General features: G+C 62.7%; 9 protein-coding genes and 1 pseudogene. 4 read left to right on the top strand and 6 right to left on the bottom strand.

The window, feature by feature from the left end:
* Window positions 1–410: 410 nt before the first annotated feature.
* Complete coding sequence (locus HNQ83_RS30050) at window positions 411–1337, bottom strand: LysR family transcriptional regulator (RefSeq protein WP_175392468.1); 927 nt, start codon at window positions 1335–1337, stop codon at window positions 411–413.
* Between the two features lie 158 nt (window positions 1338–1495).
* Here HNQ83_RS30050 and HNQ83_RS30045 point away from each other — a divergent pair, with 158 nt between their 5' ends.
* A complete protein-coding gene (locus HNQ83_RS30045; RefSeq protein WP_175392467.1) occupies window positions 1496–1912 on the top strand; it encodes a helix-turn-helix domain-containing protein in 417 nt (138 codons plus the stop codon).
* Between the two features lie 120 nt (window positions 1913–2032).
* Here the strand turns inward: HNQ83_RS30045 and HNQ83_RS30040 are convergent, their stop codons facing one another.
* On the bottom strand, window positions 2033–2857 hold the full coding sequence (locus HNQ83_RS30040; protein WP_175392466.1) for an alpha/beta fold hydrolase: 825 nt from the start codon (window positions 2855–2857) through the stop codon (window positions 2033–2035).
* Window positions 2858–2903: 46 nt separating this feature from the next.
* On the bottom strand, window positions 2904–3479 hold the full coding sequence (locus HNQ83_RS30035; protein WP_175392465.1) for a flavodoxin family protein: 576 nt from the start codon (window positions 3477–3479) through the stop codon (window positions 2904–2906).
* Between the two features lie 383 nt (window positions 3480–3862).
* On the opposite strand from HNQ83_RS30035, the gene HNQ83_RS30030 reads away from it, so the two are divergent.
* Window positions 3863–6667, top strand: a complete 2805-nt coding sequence (locus tag HNQ83_RS30030; protein WP_175392464.1) for a winged helix-turn-helix domain-containing protein — start codon at window positions 3863–3865, stop codon at window positions 6665–6667.
* Window positions 6668–6832: 165 nt separating this feature from the next.
* Here the strand turns inward: HNQ83_RS30030 and HNQ83_RS30025 are convergent.
* Both HNQ83_RS30025 and HNQ83_RS30020 read right to left on the bottom strand, forming a co-directional pair.
* A pseudogene (locus HNQ83_RS30025) lies at window positions 6833–8248 on the bottom strand (winged helix-turn-helix domain-containing protein); the annotation flags it as partial.
* A gap of 152 nt (window positions 8249–8400) precedes the next feature.
* Window positions 8401–9351, bottom strand: coding sequence for a GlxA family transcriptional regulator (locus HNQ83_RS30020; protein ID WP_175392462.1), 951 nt, complete (start codon window positions 9349–9351; stop codon window positions 8401–8403).
* Window positions 9352–9675: 324 nt separating this feature from the next.
* Between HNQ83_RS30020 and HNQ83_RS30015 the strand changes: the two genes are divergently transcribed.
* A complete protein-coding gene (locus HNQ83_RS30015) occupies window positions 9676–10398 on the top strand; it encodes a pirin family protein (protein WP_175392461.1) in 723 nt (240 codons plus the stop codon).
* Window positions 10399–10465: 67 nt separating this feature from the next.
* On the opposite strand, the gene HNQ83_RS30010 is transcribed toward HNQ83_RS30015, so the two are convergent.
* Window positions 10466–11350, bottom strand: coding sequence for a LysR family transcriptional regulator (locus HNQ83_RS30010; RefSeq protein ID WP_175392460.1), 885 nt, complete (start codon window positions 11348–11350; stop codon window positions 10466–10468).
* 111 nt (window positions 11351–11461) lie between these two features.
* Between HNQ83_RS30010 and HNQ83_RS30005 the strand changes: the two genes are divergently transcribed.
* Complete coding sequence (locus HNQ83_RS30005) at window positions 11462–12673, top strand: YbfB/YjiJ family MFS transporter (protein ID WP_175392459.1); 1212 nt, start codon at window positions 11462–11464, stop codon at window positions 12671–12673.
* Window positions 12674–12742: the final 69 nt, after the last annotated feature.

Genomic DNA, 12742 nt, shown 5'->3' with positions numbered 1-12742 from the left:
GAGTGGAGGCGTTCATCCGGGGATTGGCGCGCAGCGCCGTTCGACGCAGTCGAACCCATTGCATGTAGGTGCAGCGAAGCCAACCGGAGGGCAATGCCCCCGGATGAATGCCGGAGCGAAGGAACGCCGAGCCCCAGCGAGGGGCCGGACGCTCGGGGCGAGACCTTTGGTTCCTTTGGGGCGTTTGCCAAAGGGACTCGCCGTAAGGGCGAAACCATAGGTGGCCGTTACCGAAGAAACGGATATGTACCCGGTCAGCAAAAGACAGGTCGGCTGTCAGGCCGCCTTCGCGAGCAGGCTCGCTCCCACAGTTAATCCGGGTACATCCGAAAAAATCAGGTCGACCGTGAGGCCGCCTTCGCTGGCAAGCCAGCTCCCACAAGGGGATCGGGTACACCCGAAATACCGAGTCAGGCAGTAGCCGAAATATCCAAAGGCGCCGACATGAACTGACTGATCCGCGAACGCAACCACCGCTCCGCCGGATCATTGTCATGCACCCCGCTCCAGGCCATCGACAACTGCGCTGCCTCGATTTCAAACGGCGGATCCTCGGCCCGCAAGCCACAGCCCTCCACCAAGGCGCACGCCGCATAGTCCGGCACCGTGGCGATCATTTCAGTGCCCGCGAGCAGCGCCCGCAAACCACTGAACTGCGGCACGCCAAGCACCACCTTGCGACACCGTCCGACCTTGGCCAGGTCCAGGTCGATGTTGCCGCTCAGGTCACCGGAAAACGACACCATCGCATGGGGCCGCGCACAGTATTCATCCAGGGTCAAAAGCCCCGGCCGTGTATCGCCGCGCAACACCTTGCAGGGGATATCGCGCAATTTCTTGCGCTTGGCGTTGGCCGGCAATTCCTGGGTGTAACTCACGCCCACGGAGATTTCACCCGAGGCCAACAACGCCGGCATCAACAGGTAATTGGCGCGGCGCACCACGACCACGATCCCCGGCGCCTCCTCCTGCAACTGGCGCAATAACGGTGGAAACAGACCGAACTCGGCATCGTCTGACAGCCCGATGCGAAAGACATCGCAACTGGTCGCCGGATCGAACTCCTTGGCCCGGCTGACCGCGCCGGAGATGGTGTCCATCGCCGGTTGCAGCTCCTTGAGAATCGCCAGCGCCCGCCCCGTCGGCTCCATGCCGCGACCGTTGCGCAACAGCAACGGATCATCGAACAGATCGCGCAGCCGACCGAGGGCAGCACTCACGGCCGGCTGGCCCATGAACAGTTTTTCCGCAACGCGGGTCAGGTTCTTTTCGAACATCAGCGCTTCGAAAATCACCAGCAGGTTCATGTCGACGCGACGCAGATCGTTTCGATTCATAGGCACGGGTTCCTTGTGTGTTCAGACAGGCTCGAGGATAACGATTGTGTCTGACTTTACCCGGGACTTCCCGCAATGAACGAGGAATTAACAACGTTTAACTCGCCCGCCAGAGCCGTCGGCTTCAAGAATGAAGCCTACCGACACGGACATTCGCCATGGCTCATTTCCAGCAAAACGCCGCCCGCGCGACAGTCACGCCAGCGCCCGGGAAGAACACCGGCGGCCTCAGCCCTCAGCGCGAACGGCTGGTCAAACAACTGATACTCGAGCATCTCGGCGAGACGCTCGAAGTGACCGAACTGGCCAAGGCCTGCGCCTTGTCGCGCAGTCATTTTTCCCGTGCCTTCAAGTGCAGCACCGGCCTCTCGCCCCAGGACTGGATTCGCCAGCAGCGTATCGCCCGGGCCAAGCTGCTGATCCAGCACACGGACCTGAGCCTCACGCAAATCAGCCTGGAGTGCGGCTTCTGCGATCAGGCGCATTTCTGTCACATGTTTACCCGCAGCGAAGGCATCAATCCGTTTGCCTGGCGTTGCCGCACGGTGCGTTCCGTTCGCCACGCAATCTCGTAGGCCTGGATAGCGAATCCTCCTTGTGGGAGCGGGCTTGCTCGCGAAGGCGGTGTGTCAGTCGACATTACCGCTGAATGACACATCGCATTCGCGAGCAAGCCCGCTCCTACAAAGGTTCGATCAACCCTTGAGGAACGCCAGCAGATCGGCGTTGAGCTGATCCTTGTGGGTATCAGTCAAGCCATGGGGCGCACCAGGGTAGACCTTGAGCGTAGAACCTTTCACCAAACCTGCCGAAGCGATGCCCGCCGCTTCGATCGGCACCACCTGGTCGGCATCGCCGTGCACCACCAGGGTCGGCACGTCGAACTTCTTCAGGTCTTCGGTGAAGTCGGTTTCGGAAAACGCCTTGATGCAGTCATAGGCGTTCTTGTGGCCGGCGGTCATGCCCTGCATCCAGAACCAGTCGATCATGCCCTGGGACGGCTTGGCGCCGGGTTTGTTGAAGCCGAAGAACGGCCCGCTGGCGAGGTCCTTGTACAGCTGCGAGCGATCCGCCAGCGAGGCCTGGCGGATGCCGTCGAACACTTCGATGGACAGGCCGCCAGGGTTGGCTTGGGTCCTGAGCATCAACGGCGGGACTGCGGAAATCAGCCCGGCCTTGGCCACGCGACCGGTGCCATGGCGACCGATGTAGCGCGCCACCTCGCCGCCACCGGTGGAGAAGCCGAACAGCACGGCATCCTTGAGGTCCAGCCGCTCGATCAATTGCGCCAGGTCATCGGCGTAGGTGTCCATGTCGTTGCCGGTCCACGGTTGACTGGAGCGGCCGTGACCCCGTCGGTCGTGGGCGATCACCCGGTAGCCTTGGGAGGCGAGAAAAATCATCTGCGATTCCCAACTGTCGGCATTGAGCGGCCAGCCGTGGCTGAAGACGATGGGCTGACCGCTGCCCCAATCCTTGTAGTAAATCTCGGTGCCGTCGCGGGTGGTGAACGTGCTCATGGGCGTGCTCCTTTGCGTGAGGTGGGGTTGGTTGAATTGGGTTGAATCAATCAGAGGCGCGGCCCATGCGCCCGGCCAGCCGCGCCACCCGCTCACCCAGGTGCGCGGCGGTGCAGCGGTCTTCGGGGGGAGGCGCCAATTCGGGTGACTGTTCGACATTCGACTGGGCCATGGCGCCCAGCGAACTGCCGAGGCGGTTGAGTTGCCCATCGAACACGCCTGTAGCGGAGCGCGCGGGCAAGAGGTCGAGGCCGACCCAGATCATCGAATGCTGGGCAGCGAAGACCGCCATTTGCAGCAGGGTGTTGAGCTTGTCGCCGCACAGGCAACCGGAATTGGTGAAGCCGGCCGCCAGTTTGTCGCGCCATGGCCGGGCCAGGTAAAACGAAGCCGTGGCTTCCATGAAGCCCTTGAAGGCCGCCGAGGCGCTGCCCATGTAGGTCGGGGCACCGAAAATGATCGCGTCGGCACGGTGCAGCTGATCCCAGTGTTCGTCCACGTCTTCGACAGGCACCAGGCTACACGTGCTGCCCGGATGGCGTTCCACTCCCCTGGCCACGGCTTCAGCCAAGACCCGGGTGTGTCCGTAGCCACTGTGAAAGACCACCACCACGTTGCTCATTCCGGTGTCCTTGTGATGAGTAAATCCCTGGTACCTGTAGGAGCGAGCTCGCTCGCGATGGTCGTCAACGATGACGCGTGCATTCAGAAAACCCGCGTTATCGTTGACGACCATCGCGAGCAAGCATCGCTCCTACAGTTTTGGGGGTTGCCACGACGAGGGACGAGTTAAACGTTGTTAATTTTTCATGACGCGCCCACAGCCCCGGCCACCCTTTTGTCAGCACGGCACCCAATGAAGACGGGAGCACGCTAAGGTCCGATGAACGCTGCAGTCGAGTCAGGCACCGGACAGTCATTCGGCCAGCACATTGCGCGGATGAAAAAACCTGAGGAATATGCTCGGAAACCGCGAATTAGACGGATGCAGGCAGGAGTGAGCCGTTGACCCTTTCCCTCGAACAGGCTGTGCATTTCGGCCCTTACAGGATCTACCCCGGACAACGCCTGGTGATGGAGGCCGACCAGCCGCTGCGACTTGGCCGGCGGGCCATGGACATCCTGTTGATCCTGCTGGAGCACGCCGGGAACGTGGTCAGCAAGCAGCAACTGATCGCCCGTGTCTGGCCCAACAGCGTGGTGGAAGAGATCAACCTGCGGGTGCACATGGCGGCCCTGCGCAAGGCCCTCGGCGACGGCCAGGCCGGCCAGCGCTACATCATCACCGTGGCGCAGCGCGGCTACAGTTTTGTCGCGCCCTATTCGGTTGAGCGCGTCGAGCAACAACCCGCCAGCGCAGGCCTGTCAGCAAGCGGACACAACCTGCCCCTGCGCCGCACCCGCCTGATCGGCCGGCAGGCGCTGGTCGACAACCTGGTGGCACAGCTGCCGCGCCAGCGCTTCATCACCCTGATCGGCCCCGGCGGCATCGGCAAGACCACCGTGGCCCTGCGCGTGGCCGAACATCTGATCGGTCAGTATCGCGACGGCATTCGCCTGCTGGACCTGGCGCCGATCAACGACCCCTTGATGATCAGCGGTCACCTGGCCGCGCTGCTGGGCCTGTCCCTGCACGACGGCGAACCGCTGCACAGCCTCGCCCTGTTCCTGCGCGAACGGCAGATGCTGCTGGTCATCGACAACTGCGAGCACCTGATCGACCAGGTGGCCCTGCTCTGCGAGAGCCTGCTGCGTGGCGCGCCGCAGGTGCACATTCTGGCTACCAGCCGCGAAAGCCTGCGGGCCGAAGGTGAATTCGTCCAGCGCCTGGAATCGCTGGACTGCCCGCCTCCGATTGCCGTGCTTGATCGCACCCAGGCCTTGAGTTTTTCCGCCTTGCAATTGTTCGTCGAGCGGGCCATGGCCAGCCACGACACCTTCGAATTGAGCGATGCCCAATTGCCGCTGTTGATCGACATCTGCCGACGCCTCGACGGCATTCCACTGGCCCTGGAACTGGCGGCCGCGCAAGTCGCCAACCTTGGCCTGGATGGATTGCACGCGCAGCTGCAAGACAGTTTTCGCCTGCTCACCCACAGCAATCACACGACCCTGGGCCGGCACCAGACCCTGCGCGCCACGCTGGACTGGAGCTTCAAACTGCTCAGTGCCTGCGAACAAACCTGCCTGCGCCGCCTGGGCATCTTCCGCGGCGGCTTTACCCTGGCATCGGCCGCGGCGGTGATCGTTGGCGAACACATCGAACCTGGCGAGGTGTTTGGCTCCATCACGCAATTGGTGGCCAAGTCCCTGCTGAGCGTGGACGTCGGCGATGAAGAGGTGTTCTACCGCCTGCTCGACACCACCCGCCACTATGCCCTCGAAAAACTCGAACAGACCCGCGAGCTGCCCGGCACCCGCGAACGCCACGCCGAACGCTGCCTGGCCTTGATGCAACAGGCGCAGAACGATTGGGAGCAGACGCCGACGGTGCTGTGGATCGAGCGTTATGCCCGCAGCCTGGAAGACATCCGCGCCGCCCTCGATTGGGGCCTGAATGCGCAAGGCCCGACAACCCTGGCGATCCGCTTGACGGCGGCGTCCACACCGCTCTGGCAGGAGCTGTCGCTGCTCAAGGAGCATGGCGGTTATGTGCGCAAGGCACTGGCCTTGCTCAATACGGCGTCCGAGCCCTGCGCGCATCTGGCCATGAGCTTGAAACTGGCCCTCGGCAGTGCCTGCTACCACGTCCAGGGCGGCAGTACTGAAACCATCGGTGCCTTTGTCACCGCCCGAACCCTGGCCAGGCAGTGCAATGACGTGGTCGGAGAACTGCGCGCCGTTTCCGGGCACATGGCGGTCAACCTCAGTTGCGGCCATTATCAGATGGCCCTGGAGCAGAGCCAGCAATTCGACCGCCTGGGCCTGCACGGTGATCCGGTGCTGTCGCTGAGTACGCATCGCTTGCGAGTGTTGGCCCTGCACTTTGCCGGGGATCAGTCACGGGCGCGACTGAACGCCGAAGAGGTCATCCAGCGCATGGCCCACAGCGGCCACCTCAACCGCTTCACCCATGGTTTCGGCGTGCAATACGACCAGAGCGTCGCCGCCCTGACCATCCTGGCGCGCATCCTCTGGCTACAGGGTCAACCGGAACAAGCCTGGCGCACAGCCCGCCAGGCACTGGACATTGCCTTGCAGATCAACCATGGCACCTCCATCTGCTACACCCTGGCGCTCTCGGGTTGCCTGATCGCCCACTACAACGGTGACAGCCGCACCGCCCGCGAGCTGCTGCACCTGCTGCTGGAACAGGCGCAAAAACACTCGGTGCTGCTGTTCTACACCTGGGCGCAGCACTACGCGCAGGTCATCGACAGTCGCCCTGCACAGACAGCACGGCGCCCGGGCGTTGGTTTGATCAAGGAAATCATGGTCACGCTGGACAGCGCGTTCGTCGATGACGATTTGCTGCAACGCGCCGACAGCGGCGCGGCAGGCTGGAGCACCGCCGAGATTCTGCGGGCCCGCGCCGATGCGCTACTGGCCGCCGATTGCCCGATCAAACACTGCACCGCCGAAACCGTGCTGATCAAAGCGCTCACCGTCGCCAAGGCCCAGGGCGCCCTGGCCTGGGAGCTGCGCAGCGCCACGTCACTGGCGCGGCTGTGGCAGCGCCAGGGTCGCGACCGGCAAGCCCATGAGTTGCTGACACCAATCTACCAACGCTTCACCGAAGGCCATGCCACCCCCGACCTGATCGCCGTGCGCTGCCTACTCGATGAATTACAGGATCACCTCAGGATTTGAAACCCGGACGCGGGACTCATTGTGGCGAGGGGATTCAGCGAAACGTCGCACCGCCCCGTTCGGCTGCGAAGCAGTCGTAAATCAAGACTATTCGGTCTGTCTGATGGACGTAGGGGTCGCTTCGCGACCCAACGGGGATAAATCCCCTCGCCACAGGTTTCATGTTCGTTTGAATATCGTTTCGGCATTCCCACCGTGCTCAAGTTTTTCCAGGGCATAGCGGCGGGTGGTGTTGAGGAAGCGGTAACGGCTCACACCGTTGGCCTGCTCCAGCGACAACAACGATTTGAGCGCCAGGCTGTCCAGCACCTTGGTCAGGCTGGCGGGCAGCAGCGTGTCGCAACTGACCACGCCCATCGCCGCGTCTAGGGTGAACGCCGATTTGAAGACCGCCAGGCGCTGCAACACGGTCTGCTCTACCGCGTTCAAGCGTTCATAGCTCCAGTCCAGGGCAGCCTTGAGGGTCTGGTGCCTTGGCACCGCGGTGCGCCGGCCCTGGGTCAGCAATTGAAAACAGTTGTCCAGTTGCGCCTGCAAGCCCACCAGCGCCAGCGCATCGATCTGCGCCGCCGCCAGCTCGATCGCCAGGGGCAAGCCATCGAGGCGCCGACAGATTTCGCGCACGACCCCGAGGTCCTGTTCGCGCAGGGCAAACCCTTGCTGACGGGCCCGCGCACGGCTGACGAACAGCTGCACCGCCGAATACCCCATGAATTCATCGACACTGCGCAATGCCGACGCCGGCGGCACTACCAACGGTGGCAACGACAGCAGTGTTTCGCCCGCGGCCAGCAGCGGCTCGCGACTGGTGACCAGGATCGACAGGCGCGGTGCCGAACCCAGCAGGGTCTCGACCACTGACCGGCAACGTTCCAGCAAATGCTCGCAATTATCGAGGATCAACAGCGCATGGCGTTGCCACAGCGCCTCCAGGGGTGTGCCGGTTTCCAGCGCGAGAGCACGCGCCAGGTGACCTTCCACCTGCGCCGGGTCATCAATCGTCGCCAGATCCACCCGCCACACACCGTCGCGATAATGCTGCAACAGCAGTTCGGCGACCCGCAGGGCAACCGTGGTCTTGCCGATACCGCCCGGCCCGACCAGGGTCATGAAGCGTCGCACCGGCAACTGCCTGACCAGACTGCCCACCACCGCATCGCGTCCGGTGACCGGCATCAACCGCGCGGGCAAGTTGTGTTGGGGTTGGTGCACGCTTTCGAACGAGATAGGGGTGAGCACCGATGCCTGCTGCACCGGCGCGACAAAGCTGTAACCGCGCTGGGGAATGTTGACGATGTAGCAGTGGCCTTCCAGGCCGTCGCGAAAGGCTCGACGCAGGGCGGCAATGTGCACCCGCAGATTGATTTCCTCGACCACCGACCTCGGCCAGACCTGGGCAATGATCTCATCTTTGCTGACCACCGACCCCGCGTGCTCGAGCAGCACCTGCAGGATATCCAGGGCCCGTCCGCCCAGACGCAGCGGTCGATCGCCGTCGAGCACCAGCCGCTGATTGAGGTGGAACGCGTAGGGGCCGAAGCGCAGCACCGTGTCGCTGTGTATGTCTCTGAGGCTGTTCATGCACGTTCACCCGCCAGGAGCCTGCCCGGCACGCATCCCGGCTGTACCTTCCTTGCAATGAGTTCACAGCTATCTTGGCAGGCCCCGGTGACGGTACAACTGCCACGGGGGGAGCGTCACGGCCATTACGGTGCGCAAACCGGCCAAGGGCACTAGTTGAATTGCTCGCGGTATTGGGTCGGGGTCAGGCCGAGCTTTTCACCGAACAGAAAACGCATGTGCCGCACGCTGCCGAAACCGCTTTTGAAGGCCACGGTCTTGAGCGGTAACTCCGTGGTTTCCAGCAGGTTGCGGGCACAGTCGATACGCGCACTTTGCAGAAACTCCATGGGCGTCATGCCCGTTTCACGGGCAAAGACCCGGGTGAAGTGGCGCGGGCTCATGGTGGCCAGAGCCGCCATGCGTTCGATGCTGAAGGCTTCATCGAGGTGTTCGAGCACATGGTTCTGTAGCCGGGTAATCGCCGTTTCCTGGGGCGCGACCGCCGCCATCAACGGGCTGAACTGCGCCTGCCCACCCTGGCGTTTCATCACCACCAGCAACACCTTGGCCACATCCTGGGCGACTTTCTTGCCATGGTCCTGGGCCACTACCGCCAATGCCAGGTCAATGCCGGCGGTGACGCCGCCGGAGGTCATGAGGTTGCGGTCCTGGACATATATCTGGTCGGTTTCGACAGTGGTTCCAGGAAAGGCCTTGATCAAGCGTTCGGTGTAGTGCCAGTGGGTGGTCACGCGATAGCCGTCAATCAAGCCGGCATGCCCCAATACAAAGGCACCCGTGCAGATCGAGCCGTAGGCCCTGGATCGGCTGACGTTGTGCTTGAGCCACTGGAGCAACGGCGGGTGTTTTTCGTTGTAGGCACCGGGGCCACCGGGCACCAGCAGCAAATCGTAGCCGTCACAGGCCTGGTCGAGATGCAGATCGGCCTGCACGTTCACGCCGTTGGACGCCCGCAGCACGCCGGGCTCGGTGCCGATGGTCGTCAGTACATAGTGGTCGTCGGGCTTGAGATACCGATTGGCAATGGAAAACACCTCCATGGGCCCGGCCATGTCGAGCAGGAGAAAGTCGGGGAACAACACCATTGCCACGGTTTTCATGGGTTCAAGATCACTGAGCTAATAAGAAAAACAAGCCGCTGAACACTATCCCTTGTGGGAGCGAGCCTGCTCGCGAATACGGTTTCAAATTCAGCGAAGAGGTGGCACCAAGACCGCTTTCGCGAGCAGGCTCGCTCCCACAGGGATTGCGTTTCACTCGGGAAACGCTGTGCATTATGGCGAAGTGCGGAGGCAGCGTCGTCTGTAAATCACTGTCAACCTGAACGAGACAGTATTTCAATATCCACCTACTTATTGCACCACCCAGTAACCATTAACCTTCTCCTCACTCGGACGAATTCACGTCCCCCAGGAGATTCCATCATGCTGACCCTTCGCAAGGCTTCTGATCGTGGCATGGCCAACCATGGCTGGTTGAAGTCGTTTCATACCTTCTCGTTCGCCAACTACCGCAACCCGAAGGAGCAGGGCTTTTCCGACCTGCTGGTGATCAACGACGACCGTGTGGCGGCCGGGAAAGGCTTCGGCCAGCACCCGCACCGCGACATGGAAATTTTCTCCTACGTGCTGGACGGCGCACTGGAACACAAGGACACCCTGGGGACGGGCTCGGTGATTCGCCCCGGTGACGTGCAGTTGATGAGCGCCGGCAGTGGCGTGGCGCACAGTGAATACAACCATTCGGACAAACGCCCGGTGCACTTCCTGCAAATCTGGATCGTTCCTGAAGTCAGCGGCGCCAAGCCGCGCTATCAGCAAGAGCACTTCAGCCCGCAGAAGAAACGCGGCCGCCTGCAACTGATCATCTCCCCAGACGGCGCCAAGGGCTCGCTGAAGGTGCGTCAGGATGCACGGGTGTATGCCGGCCTGATCGACGGCCAGGAAACAGCCACCCTGGAACTGGCCGCCCATCGCTACGCCTACGTGCATGTGGCGCGGGGCAGTGTCGAACTCAACGGCCTGCGCTTACAGGAAGGTGATGGCGTGCGGGTTCGCGAAGAGCAGTTGCTGACCTTGAGCAATGGCGTGGATGCCGAGGTGCTGGTGTTCGACCTGCGGCCGCAGGAATTGCCGGAAATGCCTTGACCGCAGGTCCCCCTAAAAACCTGTGGGAGCGAGCCTGCTCGCTCCCACAGGGGGATTGCCTGCAACGCTACTGGGTATGTTCGTTTGAAGATGCGAACTGCTCGACAATCTCATCAATCACCACCCGCACCCTCGCGGTGTGCCGCAGGTCGGCGTGGGTCACCAGCCATACGTCATAGGGCAACGGCCGGGTGCGCTCCGGCCAGAGCCTGACCAGTCCATCCTTCTCCCCCATGTACACCGGAACTTCCCCAATGCCGATCCCCGCCACGATGGATCGACGCACCAGCAGACTGGAGCTCAGGCTCGAGACAATCCGTCCGCGTCCCAGCGGCTCACTGACCAGCGTCATGTCCTTGTTCCCCTGCAAGTACGGCTGATACACCACCAGATCGTGCCCCTCGAACGCTGACCCCGGCTCGGGTACACCGTGGGCATCGACATAGGCTTGCGAGGCAAACAGGCCTACCGGCCAACGGGCGATGCGCCGGGCGATCAGGTCCGGGTTGTCCGGCCGGGTATTGCGCACGGCGATGTCGGCCTCACGCTTGGCCAGGCTCAGAAATTGGGTCGAAGCGTCCAGTTGCACCCGCACGTCGGGATGCTGTCGATGCAAACGGGCAACGGCCGGGATCAGGAAGTCGACGGCCAGAGAGTCGGTGGTGGTGACCCGCACGATGCCGGTCAACCGATCGTCCAGGCCCTGGATCCGGCGTTCCAGCTCCAGCGCCGAATGCTCCATTTTCTCCACGGCACGCATCGCCGCTTCGCCCACGGCCGTCAGCGCGTAGCCCTCAGAGGTGCGCAGAAACAGTGTCGCGCCCAGGGACTTTTCCAGGGCCGTGATCCGTCGGCCCACCGTGGCCTGATCCACCCCCAGCACTCTCGCGGCGCCTCGCAGTGTCGATTCGCGGCAAACGGCGAGAAATACCCGTGCGTCATCCCAATTCATGGCATCTCCTTCTGATGCATTTACGCATCATCACAATGCGAAGTCGCTGCATTATTACACGCGCGAAGCTCGTTATAGTCGATGCATGAGTTAACCCACAGGACAACGTTCATGCCCGACATCCCCCGCAACGCGATCTGGCTGCCGATCTTCGCCGGCCTCTGCGCCAGCCTGGTCAGCATCGGCCTGGCGCGTTTTGCCTACACGCCATTGATTCCCTCGCTGATCGAAGCCCACTGGTTTGCCGCCAGCGACGTGGTGTTCCTCGGTGCCGCCAACCTGGTGGGTTACCTGATCGGCGCATTGATCGGCCATCCACTGGCCCAGCGCACGTCCAACAGAACCGCGTTGCGGCTGATGATGCTGGCGGTGACCCTGGCGTTTTTCGCCTGTGCCTTTCCGTTATCGGTGAGCTGGTTCTTCGGCTGGCGTCTGCTGTCCGGCATTGCCGGTGGCGCGATCATGGTGCTGGTGGCGGCGACGGTACTGCCCCATGTGCCGGCCTCGCGCAAAGGCCTGGCCAGTGGCGCGATCTTTCTCGGTCTCGGCCTGGGCATTGCCGGGTCAGGGACAATCGTGCCGCCGCTGCTGAGCCTTGGCTTGCAGCAGACCTGGCTTGGTCTTGGCGTGCTGGCGCTGGTCCTCACGGCGGCCAGCTGGTTCGGCTGGCCCTCCTCCGTGCCCCATCCAACCGTTTCGACGCCGGGCAAATCCACGCCGACGTCGATGAACCCAGCTGTCTACCTGCTGTTCGCCCAATACGCGTTCATGGCGGCCGGGCTGGTGCCGGCCATGGTCTTCCTGGTGGATTACGTGGCCCGAGGGCTCGGTGCCGGGCAACACGTCGGTGCCCTGATCTGGGTGATGTACGGCCTCGGCGCGATTATCGGGCCGGTGAGTTATGGCTTTCTGGCGGATCGACTGGGGGCGAAGCTCGGTATTCGACTGGTGCTCGTGGTGCAGGCGATTGCGGTCGGCCTGCTGTCGATCTCCAGCGCTTTCGCGGCACTGGCCTTGCTGGCGGTGATCATCGGCTCGTTCCCGCCGGGCATCGTGCCTCTGGCGCTGGCCCGGGTTCACGAACTGGTCCCCGAGCATCATCAACAACAGATCGCCTGGAGCCGCGCCACGGTTTCATTCGCCACCTTTCAGGCCCTGTCCGGTTTTGCGTACTCGGCGCTGTTCAATGCCAGTGGAGGGCAGCATGCGCTGATGTTCGAGATGGCGGCGGGGGCGATTGTTGTGGCTCTGCTGCTGGAGTTGGCGGTACGTCTGCTGAGCCGGCGAGATGACAAAGCCTGTGGCTGCCCTACAGCTGCATGAACCACCCCCTGTGGGAGCGAGCCTGCTCGCGAAAGCGGAGTGTCAGCCACCAACGATGTTGGATGTGAC

It is taken from the genome of Pseudomonas sp. C2B4 (assembly GCF_013359695.1).
Classification (GTDB): domain Bacteria; phylum Pseudomonadota; class Gammaproteobacteria; order Pseudomonadales; family Pseudomonadaceae; genus Aquipseudomonas.
Note: the sequence above shows the minus strand (reverse complement) of the source record. Positions and strands in the feature narration are given on the sequence as shown.